Raw genomic sequence first — 19,400 nt, forward strand, 5'->3', positions numbered from 1 at the left:
TCTGAACACGTGACATATTGTCGCACCCTGTCACAGGTAAATAACTTAGCGCAACACCACTAAAGGAATACGGCTATCTTCAAGCATTTTTAAGGTCGTGCTGCCTAAAAAGAACTGCCGCCATTTAGAGTGACCAAATGCGCCCATCACCATTAAGTCAACGGCGTGGTCACTTTTATATCGCCACAGCGCTTGGTAAACATCGCCATCGAGCATGCGCGCTCTCACATTAAAGCCGTTTTCAGCCAGCCTTGCTGAGGCAGTATCGAGTTTGTCTTGACAGTGACCGTCTTGTTTATCAACCATCACCAAGTGGCAATCTAAGCCGGATAAAATCCCGCCATTGATAATTTGTGTAATCGCTTTGTCGGTACTTTCGCTGCCATCATAAGCCAGCATAAAGTTTGTAGGCTCATGAAATTGCGGCGGCACAATCGCAACCGGGGTATGCACCTGACGGATCAGCGTTTCAATATGCGATCCCAGTACTTTAAAATCATCGTAATGGCCTTTACCAGAGCGGCCAATAATCATCACACGGGTATTGTCTTCATGTTCAAGTAAAGCATCAACAAGACTCATTGAAAGCTGCTGTTGCTCAATCTCGGTTAGGCCTGCATGCTCGGCTTTTTTCATTGCTTCATCTAACAATAATTGACCATGCTGCGACGCCACTTTATTGCGTTCTTGCTCAAGTTTTGCCAATTGCTCTAACAATGAGGTTTGCGAACCTAAACCAATAATTGCGGTTAAATCATCACTGCCTTGCGGCAAAGGTGGCTCTAATGCATGCAGAAAATTAATTGGATGGCTGGAGCGCTTAGAAATCCAAATAGCCGCTTCTGTCACCGCATCGGTCATGCATGAACCGTCGATACAAGCAAATATCTTCTTCATTACACTCTCCTTCAAACCAATTTAGTTAACCAAGTATAGTTGGCTTTTTCTCTGTATTTATTTTGAACAGCAAAGACTTAAGAAGTTCAGGTTATTTTCTTATAGCAAACAAACATAGAACGTTCCAAAAAGTACTGTATCAACCCCATTAATTTGTATTACAATAGCTCTGGGCACACATCTCTACTCCAGAACAAAGTATTTGTTACTGGCATTTTCAATTATCAAAAATCTATTTTGTTTTTAAATTTATTTTAAAGGAATTACATGACTAACGTAGCCAACTCCCAAGGCAACGCAAGCACGCTTACCATTCTGATAGTATTGGCTTTAGGCACATTCATTTTAGGCCTATCAGAATTTTCTATGATGCCAATGTTGCCCCTGATCAGCGAAACATTTTCGTCTACGCCAGCGCAAAGTGGTTATGCCATTAGTGCTTACGCGATAGGCGTCGTCGTCGGTGCACCGCTATTTATGATCACAACCGCCAACATGCGTAAGCGCAATGCACTGTTGATGTTTGTCAGCATGATGTTTTTATTCAATGGCTTAAGTGCTTTTGCAAACTCGCTTGAGCAACTTATTTTATTTCGCTTTTTAAGTGGTTTACCACATGGTGCCTACTTCGCCGCTGCTATTTTATTGGCTGCCGACATCGCCCCTGCCGATAAACGCGCAAGCTTTATGTCAAAAGTGTTTATGGGTTTAACCATTGCCACTATCGTTGGTGTGCCCATGGTCACCTTAGTGGGGCAAAACTTTAGCTGGCGTTATTGTTTGGCAGGCACCGCTGTACTTGCGTTAGTTGCCTTGGTATTGATTGTGAAATACGTACCTAACGTAAAAAATACCGCGCCAACATCGATTCTCGATGAGTTAAGTGTATTAAAGAACAAGCTCGTATGGACCATTCTAGGTATCATCATTATTGGTTTTGGTGGTGTATTTTGTGTTTACACGTTCATTGCCGACACTATTTTAGAAGTCACCCATACTCCTGCTTACACTATCTCTATTGCGATGATCATGTTTGGTATTGGTTGTACTTTAGGTAACTACCTATTAGGTAAAGCCGCCGACCACTCACCGCTGAAAACCACAGGCGCAGCACTGATTGGTGCAGTGGTATTTGCAGCTAGTTATGTAAGCGCTAGCCATAATATTTGGCTGTTATACACGGTGATTTTCTTTATTGGCTTTAGTGTTGGTTTAGGTACCGTGATCCAATCGTTATTAATGGATGTATCACCACAAGGGCATGCCATGATTGGTGCACTTGTACAGTGTGCGTTTAATACTGCCAATGCCATAGGCCCTTGGCTTGGCGGCATGGCTATTGCTGGGGGCGCACTCCCTAGTCAAACAGGCTATGTTTCGGCGGCATTATTCTTAGGTGGCTTTTTAATGTGGTCGTTAAGTGCGATGCAGATGAAAAAACAAAGCTGTAAGCTCTCAAAAATGTAGTAGCGATTTTATATCGCGTAGGATAAATGGCGTTTAACCTGAATGATTTAACATTCGGCGTTAAAACGCCTCCTACGCTATCAGACTTACTCATCCTGAAATATCTCTTCGATACTCAGGTTAAATAAACGCGCGGCTTTAAATGCTAATGGCAAACTTGGGTCAAATTTACCTTTTTCAATCGCATTAATGGTTTGCCTAGACACATCCAAAAGCTCTGCGAGTTTCGCTTGGGTATAGTTGTGCTCAGCACGGAGCACTTTCAAGCGGTTTTTCATTCTTCGTCCTCGTCGTTTAACTGCTTATTTATCATTAAAAGACTCACTAAATAGGTTAAACCCATAAAGAGCACGAGGTGTGAAATATCTTCTTTAAAACTAATTAAACCGCTTGATTGCACCACCGAGTAAGCTAAACCAAATACCAAGCTTGCACCCAAGGTAATGGCCATTGCATTAAGGTGCATACGCTGCTGCAGCTCATCCATTCCTTGAAGTTGTCGTTTGTTCGATAAAATCATCATGATGCCAACTACTACATTAATTAAGATTGCTACAACACTAAAAATAGCCTGCTCTTGCCATAAAAAATGCGGCCCAAATGAGGCAATTGCTAAAGTAATCACCCATGCTGATGTCCATTTAGCGAGGTTTAGCGTGTTCTGCTTATTACGTTGTTTAAAGGTTAATCCTGTTTGATTCATTATTCTCACCTTAAAAGTAAAGTAAACTTGACTAAAGATTAACCTAGCAACACAAAAAGTCAAACAAACTTTACAAAAAGTTTTATATACACGACATCAATATGATTTTTTAATGTCAGAAAAGGCAAGGCGCTTGCTGTTGATCTCATAATATTGTATTAATCAAAGAATTCCGTAATCTAATATAAAATCGGTCCACTCGGACTGCGTTTCTAACAATAACAATGAAGATAACACTATGAATACGGCACTGTTTTTCGTTGGCGAATGGCAAGTTACTCCGGCCACCAACTCAATCCGACGCGGTGAACAAACAAAGCATCTTGAACCCAAGGCGATGGATGTATTACTGCTGCTATGCGAAAAACAAGGTGAGCTACTAACAAGTGAAGAAATTATCAGCCATTGCTGGCCAAATGTGGCGCTCGGTGACAACCCCCTACATAAAGTGATCACCCAATTACGTAAAGCATTTGACGATAAAGCAAGCGATCCGCATTACATAGAAACCATTCGTAAACGTGGTTATCGTGTTATTGCCGAAATCAACTTTCCACTCAACGAAGAACAAAAAGCCAGCCAAACCAGTTGGCAAGGTGATTCGCCCTTTGTTGGCTTAAGTGCGTTTGCACCAGAGCAAGCCGATGTATTTTTTGGTCGTAACAAACAAATTGCCACCTTGTTACAGCGAGTGTCGGCTCAAATTGAGTTTGGTCGCGCATTTTGCTTAATTTTGGGAGCCAGTGGTTCAGGTAAATCGTCGTTAGTTAACGCAGGTGTATTGCCCGCTTTAATGTCGAGTAATGGCTACGATGGCATTAGAGTACACAGTTACTGCCAACTCGACTTTGCCGATGTCAGTAAAGAGCGCTTACTGCTTGATTTAGCCTCAACCTTGCTCGATTTAGAAATAAACGACGCACCTGTACTTAGCGATATAAGCGCCGATGAGTTGGCTGAATTATTATTAATAGACCCAGAACAGGTTATTTCCCGCTGTAAAGCAGCACTTGCAGCGCTAAATAAAGAGCGCACTACACCCTATTTATTTTTATTTATCGACCGGCTCGAAGTTCTATTGTCATCGCCGCTATTTAACGATGACGAGCGCAACCAGCTGTTAGCACTTATTGAGCGCTTAGCAACAAGTGGCTGCATGATCATTTTTAGTGCCTGTCGGAATGATTTTTACCCGCAAGTAGTGAGTCAACCAAGTTTAATGGCAGGTAAAGCCAATGGCGCACATTTTGACTTATTAGCGCCAACTCGCTCTGAGCTTAAGCAAATGATCCGTTTGCCAGCACTTGCAGCAGGCTTAAGTTGGCAACATCACCCTGAGCATCACACACCGCTTGATGAACAACTTTGTAACGACACTGCCAATAACCCAGATGCATTGCCAATGCTGCAATACACCTTGCAACAGCTTTATTTACAGCGCAGCCCAGACAACGAATTATTGTTTTCTGAATACCAAGCCCTTGGCACCATCGAAGGAGCCATCGGCCAAAAAGCCGAACAAGTATTTTGCCAATTACCCAAAGACCAACAAACTGAACTTGCCGCAGTACTTTCAAAACTGATCACCTTAAACCCAGATGGCGAAACACTCACCAGCCGCGCTGCACGTTGGAGCGAATTACCCAGCCCTGCTGCGACCAAGCTTGTTCAGGCCATGGTCGACAGCCGCTTATTTGTATCACACCTTAAAAATGAGCAAGCCTGCTTTAGCCTTGCCCACGAAGCGCTGCTGCGCCATTGGCAACGCGCCATAGATTGGGTGCAAGAGCACCAACAAAGCTTAGCGATAAAAAGCCGCATACAACTTGCCACCGAGCGATGGCTGCTTGAACACAAACACAGCGACTTTTTATTAGCGCAAGGTAAACCCTTACAAGAAGCACACAGCCTTGTGAGTAACCCTATGTTTAGCTTATCGAGCGACGAACAAGCGTTAATTAAAGCTTCTAACAACAAAGCCAAACGTAAAAAACGCGTGTTACAAATAACGGCGGCTGCACTTGTGTGCTTAACCTTTATTGCCACATTTATGAGCGTGCGCAGCTATCACGCCGAACAAATAGCAAAACAAAAACGCCAAGAAGCGGAGAGTTTATTGGGTTTTATGGTCGGTGAATTTGCCGATAAACTCAGAAGCGTTAAGCGCATGGATTTACTGGATGGTATTAGCAACAAAGCCCTTGAGTATTTTACCAATCAAGACGAAGAAGCAGCCTCGTTGTTTAACTTTAGCGATACACAAGCTGAATTTAATAACCGTTTTCAATACGCTCAAACCTTAGAGGCCATGGGCGAAGTCGCCTACTCTCGAGGTAAAACCGACGAGGCCTTCACCGCCTTTGAAAATGCGCGAACGCGCCTAGAATCATTACTAAAAATTCAACCCAACAACCTTGATGTTTTAATGCTTGCAGGGGCGAATGCCTTTTGGCTTGGCCAATTACATTATGACAACAGCGACTACAATGCGACAGAACCTTGGTTTAAAAGGTATCAAGAGTACAGCGAACGAATGTACGCGTTAGCATCTAATGACTTTAACTCAATTATGGAGTTATCTTATTCTTACAACTCGTTAGGCTCATTGTATTTAAAGCAATTTAACTACATGCAAGCAAAACAGAGTTTTACCCAATCTCTTGAATTTAAAAACAGAGCACTAGAAATAAAGCCTAATAATAAAAATTTATTAAGAGACAAGGCAGGTACAATTAGCTGGTTAGCTAGTACAGAAGAACATTTAGGAAACTTTAACGAGGCTCTTATGTTATTTGAACAAGCAGAGGGTGAGATTATTGAAATGCTAATTCAATATCCAGCAGATGCCAGTCTATTGACGTCATTAGCATATAAACAAATTCAACAAAGCTACTTACTGAGTTATCTTCCTGATAAATCAAAGGCTTATCAAAAAGCAAAGCAAGCAACAGAAACAATTAATAAAGCAAGATTACAAGATGATCAAAACCACACTTTCATGATGACATACTTTCAATTTCTGACATATCAGCTAACTCTTTTTCATGATACCGGCAAAGAAACAGAAATTAATAATATCTTAGAATTTATTAAAAATAGTAAGCCATCAGATAGGAGAGTAATAGATATCAAAATAAGCCTAATCAAATACCTAACAGGTAAAAACAAAGAAGAAATGGCAATTGAAATTTTAGATATTATAGATACAAGCAATGTGTTGCTTACTGATAATATTGATATTAACGGTACATTATTGCTGACCCGAATCAACCTAATAAAAGCCAAACTAGCAAATTCGCAAAGTGATAGATACAGCTTTTGTGAAAACACTGTACTAACTCTAAATAAAATACGTAAAAAAACTAAAAGTATAAAATTTACTTACCCATTAATTCAGGCATACACCTGTTTAAATAAATCACACGAAATAGAAGCGACCATTATTCCTGTAAAAGAATTGGGAATAATTAATTTTCAACTATAAAGTAAAGGAAAAAACATGAGTGAAGGTAAAGTATACAATTTCACAGTGAACATTGAATTAGATAGCAACAAAAAAGCTGTATTTACATACTTCCAAGATGGTCAACAAGTATCTGGTGGTGGGGTTGTTACAGAAAGAAATAGTCTTGGTATTTACACCCTAAATGAAGAAACTCAAAAAAGAGGGTTCTTATTTTCTGCCGCTACTTTTAGTAATCATGAGGGTGACTGCGCTAAAGATTTCAGTTACAAAGTTACAAACGCAGGCACGGTAATCAATATTTCAGATACCGACGAAAACAATGGTACAGCATGTATGATCTTCACTGTTAACTGTAACGGTGAGGAATATCAAAGCGAAGACCCGCAAGTAGAAAATAAAGAAGAAGTATAAAATCTAGAAATAACACCTACAAAAGGCTCCACCAAGGAGCTTTTTTCATTTCAAAAACAAGAGCTTAAAACCAGAAGATTACCAGAAGGTTAATTTGCACTTTTTTAAGTAACTTTGTAGACACCAAAATCGTTTGCATCAGCAAAAAGGAAACGAACGTGTCTACTAATAAAAATGAACAACCAAGCACTGCTAAATCAGAAGCTAAAAACGCACTACCGCAGTCTATCAATTCAGAGCAACTTGCACTGATTGCACAAATGTTTCAGAACATTCCTGAAGGAGTGTTTATCATTAATGGCCAAGGCACGTTTGAATTTGCAAACCCGATGGCGGCTCAGCTTTTAGGTCACAACCAAGAAGCGTTAATCGGTCAAAACCTGTTACATTACCTACACGACACCGACCGTGATAAATACATGTATACCCTACTCAGTTGGTTAGACCATAAAGACTCGCCGATAAGTCTTGGGCCAAACGAAGTTAAAATAAACCGTGCCGATAGTAAAACCCTTGAAGCGGATTTATGTATTTCAAGCTTGCCAAAAAACATTGCCGTTGCAGATAATTTATTTATTTGTGTATTACACGATTTATCATCACACAAAGAACAATATAACCGCTTAATTAAACAGGCTACTACTGACCATTTAACCGGTCTTGCAAATAGATTAACCCTTGAAGAGTCATTAAAAGAGAACTGGCAAGAAAGCGTACAAACCAATCAAGCTATTAGCACTATATTAATCGATATTGATTACTTTAAACTATTCAACGACCGATTTGGTCATGTAAAAGGCGATAAATGCTTACAAAAAGTAGCAAGTATAATCGCAGAGTCACTCCCTTCTCGCGATTGTTTAGCAGCCCGTTATGGCGGTGAAGAATTTGCTATTATATTACCCCGCTGTCAAAAAGAAACAGCCGCCGCTATTGCTAAACATATTCAAATAAAAATAAATAACATGCCATTTACTGACATAGGATTACCGAGTGATTTTAGAATAAGTGTAAGCCAAGGAATTGCTTGCGAGTTCAATAATCAATATCGTACTTCAGAAGCATTAATTTGTGCAGCAGATACTGCTTTATACCGAGCAAAAACAGAGGGCAGAAATAAAATCAGTATTAGCGCATAATAAAGGTTAATATAATGTAAATACAGTGAGCTAAATAGCTTGTTTAGATAATCATATAGTATACTTTTATGTTATTTGTTTGTTCCTTTTTTATTGATAAACTGCGAAGCGAAATCAACGTTAGATGGGATCCAACAATGACAATTTTTAAAAAAGTACCTTTGCAACTCGCTATTGCAAGTACACTAGCTACATCAGTGACTGCAATCGCTGCTGAGCAAACAACTGACAACACCGCTCAAGATGTTGAAGTTATTTCTGTTACTGGTACTCGCCGAAGCCTTCGTAGTATTTCTGAAAGTACCGTGCCTGTCGATTTATTAACAAGCCGCGATTTATCAAGCACAGGTCAGCTTGATATGAGCCAAGTATTAGCATCACAGTTACCAAGCTTTAACTACCCAAGTGCCACCATTGCTGATGGTACTGACCACGCAAAACCAGCTGTTTTACGTGGCCTTGCTCCTGATCACACATTAGTGCTGATTAATGGTAAACGCCGCCATGCCGGTGCATTATTAAACTTAAATGGTACGGTTGGCCGTGGTTCAACGGCCGTAGATTTAAATAATATTCCGACTTCTGCGATTAAACGTGTTGAAATTCTGCGTGATGGCGCTGCAGCTCAATACGGTTCTGACGCGATTGCCGGTGTGATCAATATTGTATTAAAAGATGCCGATGAAGGCGGTAGCGTGAGCTACACATACGGTGAATACGACACACAAATGGCAGGCTCTCCTCAGCTACTAAACACTACAACAGATAGCGAAGGCAACTTAAGCTTTGAGACTGGCAGCGACCGTGAAGTAAACGACGGCATTACGCGCACAGCAAGTGCTAATGCAGGTTTCGCACTAGGCGATAATGGCTTTATTAACGTGTCGATTGAGTCACGTAATAACGAGCCAACAAATCGCTCTGGCTTTGATGCACGTGAGCAATATAGCCGTGATGAGAATGGCGATTTAGATTCGCGTGAATTTGACTTTGACCGCTATAACCACCGTTTTGGTAAAGCCGATATCGAAGACTTCGCGCTTTTTTATAACCTAGGTTATGAGTTTGATAACTCGCTGTCGCTTTACTCATTTGCAAGTTACTCAAACCGTAAAGGTAACTCAGGTGGTTTTTATCGTCGCGCTAAAGATTCACGTAACTTAACTGAAGTGTATCCTGACGGTTTCTTACCGCAAATTGATACTGATGTAGATGACTACTCATTTGCAATTGGCTTAAATGGCGAAACTAATGATTGGGCTTGGGATGTAAGCACCAATTATGGTCGCAACGATTTTGGTATTGGCGTAAGCAACAGCTTAAATACCTCGATGGGTGTTAGCAGCCCAACAGAGTTTGATGATGGCTCGCTTGTGTATGAACAATACTTAGTGAACATGGATGCTAGCAACACACTAGATTTAGGTTTACCTGATGATGTGTTTGTTACGATTGGTGCTGAGTATCGTCACGAAAACTACCAAATTAAAGCAGGTGAAACAGCCTCTTACCTCACTGTATTAGATGATGATGGCAATCCAGTTGCTGCCGGTGGCGCGCAAGTGTTACCTGGTTTTTCACCAGAAAGTGCAACCGATAAAAGCCGTCATAACATTGCGGTGTTTGCAGAGTTTGATACTTACCTAACTACAGATTGGAACCTTGTTTTAGCAGGTCGTTTTGAAGATTACAGTGATTTTGGTAGTACCTTTACCTCAAAACTTGCTTCGCGCTACAGCATTAACGAGTCGCTGTCGCTACGTGGTGCAATTAGCACAGGTTTTAGAGCACCTTCACTGGCCCAAACATCTTATAAATCAGTAAGCACTGTTTTTGAAAATGGTGTGCCAAATGAAGTGGGGTTATTCCCTGTTGATGAGCCAGCAGCGCAAGCACTGGGAGCTCGTGATTTAGACGCTGAAGAGTCAGTTAATATGACGGCGGGTTTCATCTTTACGCAAGGCGGCTTTAGCTTAACCCTTGATGCGTATCGCATTGAAATTGACGACCGTATCGTATTGTCTGAAAACTTAAGCGGCCCTGAAGTTGAAGCGATTTTAGCCGAAGCAGGCGAAGTAAATACGCAGCGCGTTCGTTACTTTACTAATGCCATTGATTCACGTACGCAAGGTGTTGATATTGTTGCGACCTACTCACTAGGCTTAGAAAACTATGGTGATTTACGCTTAAGTGCAGCGGTTAACTTTAACGACACTGAAGTAACACACGTTAAAGAAAATCCACCTGAATTAGAGGCGCTTGGCGATAGCTACGAGTATTTCTCTCGTCGCGAAATCACACGCTTTGAAAAAGGTACTCCAGCCGATAAATGGAACCTTTCTGCAACATGGGATTATGAAAACTTCCAAACAACATTACGAGCAACTCGTTATGGTGAAGTAGTTGATACTGCAAGCAGTGAAGATGGTGATGAAGTACTTGATGCTAAATGGATTGCTGACTTAGAAGTGGCTTACCGCCCTGATGAGCAGTGGAAGTTTGCATTAGGCGCCAACAACCTTTTTGATCAGTACCCTCAAGATACTGTAAGTAATATTGGTTACAGCGATTTCAACCAAATTTTCCCTTATAGTGGCTTTGCGCCATACAGCTTAGATGGCCGTTTTATTTACGGTAACATCACTTATAGCTTCTAAAAAAATAGGGCGTGAAAGCAGTAATTGCTAACACGCCCTAACCTACAATGATAAGTGAATAAATTAACTAATTTGAATAGTGTGATACGCCAATAAAGTGCCATCACTATTTTGTGCTGTATTTAAAATAAACTGCTCATAATCACTACCAAACACGTTATCGATGCTAGCAAGAGTTGTATCTTGTTCACCGCGTGATTTGTAATCGCTGTGAGTGGTACAAATTTCTTTTGCAAACGCATCAGTAAAACAGAACTGGCTAATTACATAATCGTTATTGTTGTTTGCTACTTTAAAGTGAATATGGATAGTACGGCCAGCATACCAACCAGGGAAATGCGTTTTAAAGTTCACACGGCCACTGCTATCTGTGAGCAATGAACCACGGTACCACGTACTTGCCTCAGCTTCGGCATCGCCGTCAGTACAGAAGTCACCGGCAAAACGTGAGCTATCAGAACTACTACTTGTATCACCCGAGTAAATACCACGGGTATCACAGTGCCAAACCGAGATTTCGTAATTTGCTAATGGGTTACAGTCGCTATCAATTAACTGTAAGCACAACATCATAGGTAAACCCGTTAGGCCATCAGAGATATCTTCGTATGAATCAGCTTGGAAGTAACATGGGCCTTCAGTTGTTGCTTGAGTAAGTGCTAACACACATGCGGTTGATGTTTAAAAAATACTGTCATCAGGAAAGTCATCAGTAATAAGCGCTGTTGTGCCCGATACATAATCACTGTCGTTCGTGGTTGTTGTATCGCCTGTATCAGTGCTGGTGTCTGTGCCTGTTGAAGTGTCTGTATCTGATGTTGTATCCGTTGATGAGACTGTATCTGAGTTACAGCCTAAAAATGCCAACATAGGCACAGCAGCAACTGAAACACCTAATGTTTTAAGCATTTTTCTACGAGTATAAAGTTCAGGTTTTAAAGTCATCTTGTGCCCCTTCGCTAACATGAGTAATTAGCGTCGAGTATAAAGAACAAATGTAGAGACTTTGTGTAGAAAAAGTGGTGCTTTTATAGAGTGACTAGGATGCACATGCCAAAAAATAGACATTTATAGTATATTCAATATTGGCTATTACATTTTACTATTATATCTATGAAGTTAATTCACAAACTCTTAATTACTAATCTTATTATTACGTTATTGCTGGTATTGACCATGTTTGGCCTGAATGCAATTACCAATAAGCGAATGCTCAATAATGTGTTTGAAGATATAGATAACGAAGCATTTAACCGTATAGCCACTGAAATTAGCCTGCAGTATCAGCAAACGGGTTCGATTGGCATGTTTATCGACTCTAAAGCCCTGTGGTATGAGTTAATTAACCGTAATTTTCATTCAAGCCGTTTATTGTTTTCGCCGAACAGACCAAAACCAAGAGAGCCCAGACCTTTTTCACTAGAAGGCCCCCCACAAAAGCACATGCAAAATGAGGGAATGCCACCACCTCGCAATAAACCGATGGCTGATGACTTTATGCCTTTTGAAAAACGCCTCAGCTTGCTTGATGAAAAAGGCAAAATATTGATTGCAGGCAATACCGAAACTGAGGTCGTGAACGAGCAAGAAATCACTCACAATGGTGCCGTTGTTGCAGTGCTGCAGTTGCATGCTAACGGTAACCATGTCAGCGCGCTTACTCAGCATTACCTTAATACACAAATTAATATCAGTTTGTGGACAGCGGGGATTGGTTTATTAATTGCTTTATTGTTTAGTTACTTACTCGCACGTCATTTTACTAATCCTATTTCTCAACTAAAAGAAGGCGCAAAAGCGCTTGCTGAGCGCGAGTTTGAGACCAAAATTACAGTAAATAGTAGTGATGAATTCGCCACCTTAGCGGAAGATTTCAACCGTATTGCCACAGAGCTTAGGCGTTTTGAATCGCAGCAAAGTCAATGGATTATGGATATTTCTCATGAACTGCGTACGCCTTTAACTATTTTAGAAGGCGAACTTGAAGCAATTAACGATGGCATTATCGAACCCAACCAAAAAGCGATAAGTTCACTACAAGAAGAAGTGGCGCTGTTAAGTCGACTTGTGAACGACTTACATAAAGTCAGCACACTTGACAGATACAGCTTCAACTACCAGATGGAAGAGATTGATTTTAATACCTTAGTAACTTTACAAGCGCATAAATATGCCTTTAAGTTTCAATCAAAAAACATCACCCTCAATGCCACCTTATCTGAGCAACCCGTAATAATTTTGGCTGATCAGAATCGTATTACACAAGTACTACAGAACATTTTAGAAAATAATTTACGCTATACCGATGAACAGCAAAAAGTCTGGTTAGATTTAACCGTGTCTAAGCATCATGTATTTTTGTCGATAGAAGATTCTGGCCCCGGTGTCCCCGATGAAGCCCTTGAAAAACTGTTTGATCGTTTATATCGCACCGATAGCTCTCGCAACAGAAAAACCGGCGGTTTTGGCCTAGGTTTGGCGATTTGCCAAACAATTATTGAAGCTCACCATGGAAGCATAGATGCAACTAAAAGCCGGTTAGGCGGTCTGTGTATAACGTTAAAACTCCCGCTTGCAGAGGCGTAATAATATGTCAGAAACCATAGCAAAACAGCATATTCTCGTTATTGAAGACGAAGTTAAAATTGCCGAACTAATAGAAAAGTATTTATATCTGGAAGGGTTTAAAACAAGCTTAATTCACGATGGCACCTGCGCACTTGATGCTGTTAATGAGCTAAACCCTGACCTCATTATCCTCGATATCATGTTGCCAGGCACTAACGGCATCGAGCTGTGTAGCAAGATAAGACAATACAGTGATGTGCCTATTATTATGCTTACGGCACGGGTTGAAGAAATTGACCACTTAATTGGTTTTGATGTCGGTGCCGATGACTATGTTACTAAACCATTTAAACCAAAAGAGTTAATGGCACGTGTAAAGGCTATTTTAAAGCGCCGCCGAATGCCAACTACCGCACCAAATACGCTCAAAGCGGGCAATATTATTGTTGATCCGAGCGAATACAAAGTACTGGTAAATAATGCAGAGCTAAAACTAACAATTAATGAATTTAGCTTATTAAAAATATTAATTGCCTCACCCAATAAGGTTTTTTCACGCCAAGATTTACTAACCATGACCCAAGGGAAGTACTTTGAAAGCTACGAGCGTAGTATTGATTCACACATTAAAAACTTGCGTAAAAAGCTGACACAAGCCGACCCTAATAGTCATTACATTGAGTCAATTTATGGTGTGGGATATAAATTTAAAACTTAAACAACCTTTTTCATACTTGCGACGACTAACTAAATAACATAACCCTGTAGGATATCATTATGAATTTAGTACGCATCAGCGCAAGCGCACTCTTAATTGCTGCCACTACCGCTTGTATCGGCCTCTCTAATGCCAGTACAGCGAACGACCAAGGTGATTATCGCGTTATCACTTTTAAAGACTGTAAAAAGGTGAGCGAAAGTCCCCTCAATAACGAGCAAATTGCAGCATACCTAGAGCTTAAACATGAGCAAGTAAAACTAGAAGCGCTAGAACAACCAATTAGCAACATAGAACAACAAGTGACTGAGTACTCTGAGCAAATAGAAGCGTTCGCCGAAAAAGCTGTTATTGAAGACGAGAATCACCTGCGAATTAATAAAAGCTTATTAAAAGAGCAAGATAAGTTGGCTACAGAGCTCAATAAACTGATGGCTGCTCATGATGCCGATTTTAAAGCGCTAGAGCAGCAAGCAAAGTTAATTGAACATGCCGCTAAGCAGTTTGATAAAACTATGAAACCTTTGATGGAGCAAGGCGATTCAACCCATCTACAAATTTTAGCGCCAGGTGAAGATGAAAAATCTGGGTGTTTTTACACTATCTAAAGCACATTACTAAGATGTGCATAAAGTTTCGCATGTGATTGACGAATGTCTTCTTTATGCACTTGTTTAAACCACTTTAAAGCCTGTGCTGGCTTGCCAGCTTGCCAATTGATTTCAGCAAGGCGTAATTTATAAATAGCAACTGCGTTGCGATCTGAGTCCGTGTCCATGAATTTGAGTGACTGCACATAAACATGATTAGCTTTCACATAATCAGCAAGAAGTTGATGAGTACGGGCTAAGTTACCTAATGCTACAGAAATCTTACGATTATGATTAGTTTTTAAAATCCAATCAGCTGCAATTTGTCGGTTTACAAGTGCACCATCTATATCCCCTAATGAATGAAAAACATTCGCTTTATTCGACGCTAATTCAAAATGAAAAATGGGGTCTTTGCTTTTGCCAAAACGGCGCTCTGCCCTATCAAGAATTTGCAACGCTGTTTCTTTATTACCAAACACAAATTGCAAATTGGCCAGCTCGACCATACGCATCGGATTACCAAACGAATCAAAAATAGCTTGTAGCTTTTCAAACGCTTTCGTCGCATATTTATGACCAGTTTCTGAGTCACCTAAATAGTGTGTTGATTTTGCGTAATAAAAGTAAACTTGTACTTGAAAGACGACTGGCAATTCTTCACTTGTAATAAAAGGCTCAGCGCTATCCTTTAAAGCTTGAAATTCCATTTTGTCGTAGAAGTAATCTAACTGATACGATTTAATCTCATACCAACGCGCAGAGCCAATCTCGCTGCTGGCAAGCTGCTGATTAATGTAATCTAGGCAACTAATTTGCGATTGCCGCTCACAAAACATCTCATGATCACTAAAGTTTTCAGAGGCTGAGGCATTAAAACTAGATAATCCCAGCAATAACATGGCTAACTTTTTCTTCATCCACAATTATCTCAGTGATAACACCTTCAGAAAGCTAACAAAGTTTAATGCTTTATAACAGTATTTTTTAACTAAATTAATAAATGTAACCGACAATAGTTCTAATCCAGTATCTTAATAGAGACGCTAAATAATGAATAAATTCGAATAGTCACTTGTATAAGTTAGAACAATTCAACTTGGACTTTTGATGGCAAAGCAAAACGTCGTGCTATTGGAATTATAGGTAATTGCAACCAATACCCGTAAAGGAACAGCATAATCGAAATGAAGCTGGCTAAATGTCTTAGCCAGCGCATTAACCACTTAAAGTAAAAGAAGACTACCCAGGCCAAGGAAAGTGACAAAACCAACGATATCGGTGACTGTGGTAAGGATCACAGAACCTGAAAGGGCTGGATCAATTTTAAGCTTATCTAAAATCGATGGGATCACCACCCCTGATAACGACGCGGCAACTAAGTTAAGTAAAATAGCGATAGTGATTGTTAAACTTAACATACCATCGTTGAACCAAAAATAAGTGAGTACACCAATCACAAAGGCCCAAACACAGCCGTTTAACGCCCCTACTCTTAGCTCTTTTTTCAACAGTGCTTTGCGGTTGGAGTCGGTAACCTGACCAAGTGCTAGACCGCGTACAATAACCGTTAACGTCTGACTACCTGCAATCCCACCCATAGAGGCAACAACTGGCATCAGTACCGCCAGCGCAACCACTTGCTCTATGGTTGCGCCAAACAAACCAATAAACCAAGATGCTAAAAATGCCGTTGCTAGGTTTATACCAAGCCAAATACCGCGGTTTTTTGCCGACTTAGTGACACTTGAGAACAGATCCTCGTCTTCACGTAGACCACCGGCTTTTGCAGCGGCTTCGTCGGTCACTTCTTGACGCAATTCATAAGCTGATGATACTGACAATCGGCCTACTAGTTTGTTGTCGGCATTAACAACTGGCATCGCCATTTGTTCACTATGAATAACCACTTCAGCAGCTTCGTATAGGTCGTCATCAGCATGTAAAGCCGATACATCAAGGTTCGCGTAATCCAGCAGGCTGTCGTTATCATTGGCTTTGAATAATGCATTAATTGCCACTTCACCAATAAGTGTACCCTTACGGCTAACCAAATAAATCACCTCGGTGTATTGCGGTAAGCCTTTTTGAAAAATTTTACGCGCCCCTGCTACAGTCAGTTTTTCCGACACTTTTAGCGCATCAAAATCGAGCCAGTGACCTAACTGCTCTGGGTTATATTGCTGTGCAAGGTCGTACTGCTTTGTTTGAACTTCATCAAGTTGTTTACGTGCATAATCAACAAAGCGCTCAGGAATAATTTCTTCAAGTTCAAGTAATTCTTCTACGCTCACTTCGTCAAGTAGCTTAAAACCTTCAGCTTCATCTAAGCTTTGCAATAACCAGCGACAGCTATCACCGCCTAAGTTAATGAAGATTTCATGTTGCGTGTCTTCATCGAGTAATTGCCAAATCTCTAGACGTTGTTCTTTAGGTAGCGCTTCAAACAATAACGATAAATGTTCTGTAGAAAGCTTTTCTTTAGCATCAGCGAGTAACTTATTTTTACGCGTTGTAGTGTCACACTGAAGCAAGTCATCAATTAACTGGGGAAGTTGGTCAACAGGATACTCAATCATTTGAGACCTCGGTTAATTACATCAATAACAGTAGTCTAACGCAGCTTAATTAAAATAACTGCCCGTAATTGATATATTTTTATCTTCATCCAATCAGTCATATAGGTGAGCTTAAGGACTTTTTTCAATTATCACTCAGTAAAACTAAGTGAGTATTAGCCCTTCAATTGACTTGGCGTAAGCCCGGTCCAGCGTTTAAATGCTCGTCTGAAATTAGCAATATCATAAAATGATAAGCGCATGGCGACTTGCTCATTGCATTGTTCGCGCATGGCAAGAAGGTAAATCGCTTTGCGCTTACTTTGCTCATCATACAAGGTAGAAAAACGCACGCAATGAGCTTTTAGTTTGCGCTTGAAAGTTGCAGGGCTCATAGCAAATTGACTGGCTACTTGGTCTAAATTTAATGCCGGATTTTGATAAATTAATCGGCTTACGGCTTCCACAAACGTGCTATTTGCTGAATCTAATGCCGCTAGTTGCGAGTTAATTTGTGAAAACCGAAAACTACTAAACGCGGGGTTAGTAAGCCTAAGCGCGTGTTTATTTAATACCCAGCGGGTTATAGGCTTTTCAAAAGCAACTTTAAGGCCCAAATGCTGCTCGTATTCTTGGCTATGTCTGGCACGTTTATAGGCAAACTCAAACTGACAAGGGACTCGCTCACCCGCCACTTTTTTAAGAATTTGGTAAAACGCGGCGCTATAAATTTCCATTACGTACTGGCTGATTTCATCATCCAAGCCCACAGCATTTTGCAGCACAATGTAATACTGCTCATTATGCACATAACTGTAACTAAATAACAAAGGAGCTAGTTGCATGCGCAAATTGTGTAACTGCTTTAAGGCTTGGCCGATATGCGCTGCATGTAACACGCCTTGGGCGGCAACAGAGGTATCGTTTGCTAGTTGACTGCCTAATAAAAAGCCACTGTCGGCGGACTTCATCAACTGCTTAAACTGCATCAATAAGCGTACTTGCTGCGAAATACTAAACTGATGCTGCACACTCATTAAGTCTTGCTCAAACACCCCTGTGCCTCTGAGTAACTTATGCAGTGCAATGCCGCGACTTAAGGCCAGCTCCACCAGCGTGGTGATCAGTCCCTGTGCGGTGAGGTATTTGTCACCTTGATTAAGATACGGCTTCACAATGGCTGACTCTTTGTTGTTTTTGTTGTTGTAACTTAGCGTGTAAACGCGAGCTTAAACTTTGTGGTGTATCGCCATGCATACTGCCCACTAAGGCCGCTGTTACATCTTGAAACTTAGCGTGTTTTTCGCCTTCGACCTTAAATGCACAATGGCTCAGCGCCGAGGTAATTTGCGCCACCAGCTCTTTCGCTTGTACTGCGCTGGTGTTTGGCATTAGCACCATAAAGCAGTCTCCTGCATAGCGGCACACCACATCGCTAAGGCGACAATTCATCAATAAAAGCTCGCTTACTTCACCTAGTAAGCGGTCGCCTTCGATAAAACCAAATTCAGCGTTAAAATCAGCAAAACCGCGAATATCAATGGCGGCTAGTTGCAGAAGCTGTGGCTCATTTAACTGCTCTTTTAGCACTGCTTGTAAGTAATCAGCCTTATACAGCCCTGTTATTGAGCACACTAACTCATGCTCACGATGCTGTGCTTCACGGCGCTTTAATTGCCTGTTAAGTACGTATTGCTCTTGATGCCATTGATACAGCCCAAGGCTTGTGAAAATCATGCCTATCGGCGCAGGCAATGATTCAATCCAAGTAAGCCACGTGTTGGTTGGTTGATGTAACCACTCATCAAATAAATCAAGGGAAGCTGAAAACATAAAAAGCCCAAGCCCTAGCACTAAAAAGCTGGTGACTTTGCCGGGCGGCCTCGAAATAAGCAGCGCAGCTATCCAAGTAAGGGTCATAAGCACAATGCCACCCTCGCCTAAAATATCTAACCATGCGATATCAGCAAAAGGCTTTAATTCTCCTGCTTGCGCGCTTAGCAAAAACGCAATTACAAACAGAGCAATAACGGCATTGGTTAAAAATCGATGATGAGTAAAAGGGTTATATCGCATTCTCAGTACCTAACAATAATTCACGCTGTCATGCTAACTCGTTAGCGTTTAAAGCAGCAGGGTCATATTAGCTCAATGATGTGACAGCAAAACGACAGTCAAACCTTGTTAAACCCTTTAAGTACTGTAATTGCCTTAAAAAGATGGGGT

At 40.9% G+C, this 19,400-nt stretch carries 17 protein-coding genes; 8 read left to right on the forward strand and 9 right to left on the reverse strand.

All coding sequences use genetic code 11. The features are described 5' to 3' along the window. Window positions 1–45 precede the first annotated feature (45 nt). Window positions 46–897 (reverse strand): universal stress protein, encoded by an 852-nt coding sequence (locus ISP07_RS02135; RefSeq protein ID WP_209326631.1) that lies wholly within the window; start codon window positions 895–897, stop codon window positions 46–48. Window positions 898–1,164: 267 nt separating this feature from the next. On the opposite strand from ISP07_RS02135, the gene ISP07_RS02140 reads away from it, so the two are divergent. After that, complete coding sequence (locus ISP07_RS02140) at window positions 1,165–2,364, forward strand: MFS transporter (protein WP_209326632.1); 1,200 nt, start codon at window positions 1,165–1,167, stop codon at window positions 2,362–2,364. Window positions 2,365–2,450: 86 nt separating this feature from the next. On the opposite strand, the gene ISP07_RS02145 is transcribed toward ISP07_RS02140, so the two are convergent. Together ISP07_RS02145 and ISP07_RS02150 are read right to left on the reverse strand one after the other, a co-directional pair. Beyond that, window positions 2,451–2,642, reverse strand: coding sequence for a helix-turn-helix transcriptional regulator (locus tag ISP07_RS02145; protein ID WP_054551820.1), 192 nt, complete (start codon window positions 2,640–2,642; stop codon window positions 2,451–2,453). Continuing rightward, window positions 2,639–3,067: a hypothetical protein gene (locus tag ISP07_RS02150; RefSeq protein WP_209326633.1), complete on the reverse strand. Its 429-nt coding sequence runs from the start codon at window positions 3,065–3,067 to the stop codon at window positions 2,639–2,641. Before ISP07_RS02150 ends, ISP07_RS02145 begins: the two co-directional genes overlap by 4 nt. Before the next feature lie 238 nt (window positions 3,068–3,305). Here ISP07_RS02150 and ISP07_RS02155 point away from each other — a divergent pair, with 238 nt between their 5' ends. The 4 genes from ISP07_RS02155 (at window position 3,306) to ISP07_RS02170 (ending at window position 10,740) form a co-directional block, all read left to right on the forward strand. Further along, on the forward strand, window positions 3,306–6,551 hold the full coding sequence (locus tag ISP07_RS02155; RefSeq protein WP_209326634.1) for a winged helix-turn-helix domain-containing protein: 3,246 nt from the start codon (window positions 3,306–3,308) through the stop codon (window positions 6,549–6,551). A 15-nt stretch (window positions 6,552–6,566) separates the two neighbouring features. After that, window positions 6,567–6,944, forward strand: a complete 378-nt coding sequence (locus tag ISP07_RS02160; protein ID WP_209326635.1) for a DP-EP family protein — start codon at window positions 6,567–6,569, stop codon at window positions 6,942–6,944. Window positions 6,945–7,102: 158 nt separating this feature from the next. Beyond that, window positions 7,103–8,083 (forward strand): diguanylate cyclase, encoded by a 981-nt coding sequence (locus ISP07_RS02165; RefSeq protein WP_324616085.1) that lies wholly within the window; start codon window positions 7,103–7,105, stop codon window positions 8,081–8,083. Window positions 8,084–8,220: 137 nt separating this feature from the next. Beyond that, window positions 8,221–10,740, forward strand: coding sequence for a TonB-dependent receptor plug domain-containing protein (locus ISP07_RS02170; protein ID WP_209326636.1), 2,520 nt, complete (start codon window positions 8,221–8,223; stop codon window positions 10,738–10,740). Between the two features lie 63 nt (window positions 10,741–10,803). Here ISP07_RS02170 and ISP07_RS20485 read toward each other — a convergent pair whose 3' ends face one another. Then, entirely contained in the window at window positions 10,804–11,406 is a 603-nt protein-coding gene (locus ISP07_RS20485; protein WP_324616086.1) for a hypothetical protein, read from the reverse strand. Window positions 11,407–11,421: 15 nt separating this feature from the next. After that, window positions 11,422–11,685, reverse strand: coding sequence for a hypothetical protein (locus ISP07_RS20490; protein ID WP_228290477.1), 264 nt, complete (start codon window positions 11,683–11,685; stop codon window positions 11,422–11,424). Window positions 11,686–11,916: 231 nt separating this feature from the next. Between ISP07_RS20490 and ISP07_RS02180 the strand changes: the two genes are divergently transcribed. The 3 genes from ISP07_RS02180 to ISP07_RS02190 are packed head-to-tail and all read left to right on the forward strand — an operon-like array spanning window position 11,917 to window position 14,634. Further along, complete coding sequence (locus tag ISP07_RS02180) at window positions 11,917–13,326, forward strand: ATP-binding protein (RefSeq protein ID WP_209326637.1); 1,410 nt, start codon at window positions 11,917–11,919, stop codon at window positions 13,324–13,326. Window positions 13,327–13,330: 4 nt separating this feature from the next. After that, window positions 13,331–14,026: a response regulator transcription factor gene (locus ISP07_RS02185; RefSeq protein ID WP_200909086.1), complete on the forward strand. Its 696-nt coding sequence runs from the start codon at window positions 13,331–13,333 to the stop codon at window positions 14,024–14,026. Between the two features lie 59 nt (window positions 14,027–14,085). Beyond that, window positions 14,086–14,634 carry a hypothetical protein gene (locus tag ISP07_RS02190; RefSeq protein ID WP_209326638.1) on the forward strand — a complete coding sequence of 183 codons (549 nt, stop codon included), beginning with the start codon at window positions 14,086–14,088 and terminating at the stop codon, window positions 14,632–14,634. Here ISP07_RS02190 and ISP07_RS02195 read toward each other — a convergent pair. From ISP07_RS02195 to ISP07_RS02210, 4 genes are all read right to left on the reverse strand, one after another. Continuing rightward, window positions 14,631–15,536 carry a tetratricopeptide repeat protein gene (locus tag ISP07_RS02195; protein WP_209326639.1) on the reverse strand — a complete coding sequence of 302 codons (906 nt, stop codon included), beginning with the start codon at window positions 15,534–15,536 and terminating at the stop codon, window positions 14,631–14,633. The genes ISP07_RS02190 and ISP07_RS02195 overlap by 4 nt on opposite strands. Before the next feature lie 306 nt (window positions 15,537–15,842). Continuing rightward, window positions 15,843–17,195 (reverse strand): magnesium transporter, encoded by a 1,353-nt coding sequence (locus tag ISP07_RS02200; protein ID WP_138599934.1) that lies wholly within the window; start codon window positions 17,193–17,195, stop codon window positions 15,843–15,845. Window positions 17,196–17,350: 155 nt separating this feature from the next. Next, window positions 17,351–18,349, reverse strand: coding sequence for a helix-turn-helix domain-containing protein (locus ISP07_RS02205; protein ID WP_209326640.1), 999 nt, complete (start codon window positions 18,347–18,349; stop codon window positions 17,351–17,353). After that, window positions 18,333–19,250 (reverse strand): GGDEF domain-containing protein, encoded by a 918-nt coding sequence (locus ISP07_RS02210; RefSeq protein ID WP_209326641.1) that lies wholly within the window; start codon window positions 19,248–19,250, stop codon window positions 18,333–18,335. The genes ISP07_RS02205 and ISP07_RS02210 overlap by 17 nt, the downstream gene beginning before the upstream one ends. Between the last annotated feature and the right edge of the window lie 150 nt (window positions 19,251–19,400).

The sequence above is a fragment of the Pseudoalteromonas sp. PA2MD11 genome (assembly GCF_017808125.1).
In the GTDB taxonomy this organism is placed as follows: domain Bacteria; phylum Pseudomonadota; class Gammaproteobacteria; order Enterobacterales; family Alteromonadaceae; genus Pseudoalteromonas; species Pseudoalteromonas simplex.

What these genes read in the sequence shown, in the direction of transcription:
- ISP07_RS02135 (WP_209326631.1), bottom strand. Translation starts at nt 897, where the DNA reads ATGAAGAAGATATTTGCTTGTATCGACGGTTCATGCATGACCGATGCG.
- ISP07_RS02140 (WP_209326632.1), top strand. Translation starts at nt 1,165, where the DNA reads ATGACTAACGTAGCCAACTCCCAAGGCAACGCAAGCACGCTTACCATT.
- ISP07_RS02145 (WP_054551820.1), bottom strand. Translation starts at nt 2,642, where the DNA reads ATGAAAAACCGCTTGAAAGTGCTCCGTGCTGAGCACAACTATACCCAA.
- ISP07_RS02150 (WP_209326633.1), bottom strand. Translation starts at nt 3,067, where the DNA reads ATGAATCAAACAGGATTAACCTTTAAACAACGTAATAAGCAGAACACG.
- ISP07_RS02155 (WP_209326634.1), top strand. Translation starts at nt 3,306, where the DNA reads ATGAATACGGCACTGTTTTTCGTTGGCGAATGGCAAGTTACTCCGGCC.
- ISP07_RS02160 (WP_209326635.1), top strand. Translation starts at nt 6,567, where the DNA reads ATGAGTGAAGGTAAAGTATACAATTTCACAGTGAACATTGAATTAGAT.
- ISP07_RS02170 (WP_209326636.1), top strand. Translation starts at nt 8,221, where the DNA reads ATGACAATTTTTAAAAAAGTACCTTTGCAACTCGCTATTGCAAGTACA.
- ISP07_RS20490 (WP_228290477.1), bottom strand. Translation starts at nt 11,685, where the DNA reads ATGACTTTAAAACCTGAACTTTATACTCGTAGAAAAATGCTTAAAACA.
- ISP07_RS02180 (WP_209326637.1), top strand. Translation starts at nt 11,917, where the DNA reads ATGTTTGGCCTGAATGCAATTACCAATAAGCGAATGCTCAATAATGTG.
- ISP07_RS02185 (WP_200909086.1), top strand. Translation starts at nt 13,331, where the DNA reads ATGTCAGAAACCATAGCAAAACAGCATATTCTCGTTATTGAAGACGAA.
- ISP07_RS02190 (WP_209326638.1), top strand. Translation starts at nt 14,086, where the DNA reads ATGAATTTAGTACGCATCAGCGCAAGCGCACTCTTAATTGCTGCCACT.
- ISP07_RS02195 (WP_209326639.1), bottom strand. Translation starts at nt 15,536, where the DNA reads ATGAAGAAAAAGTTAGCCATGTTATTGCTGGGATTATCTAGTTTTAAT.
- ISP07_RS02200 (WP_138599934.1), bottom strand. Translation starts at nt 17,195, where the DNA reads ATGATTGAGTATCCTGTTGACCAACTTCCCCAGTTAATTGATGACTTG.
- ISP07_RS02210 (WP_209326641.1), bottom strand. Translation starts at nt 19,250, where the DNA reads ATGCGATATAACCCTTTTACTCATCATCGATTTTTAACCAATGCCGTT.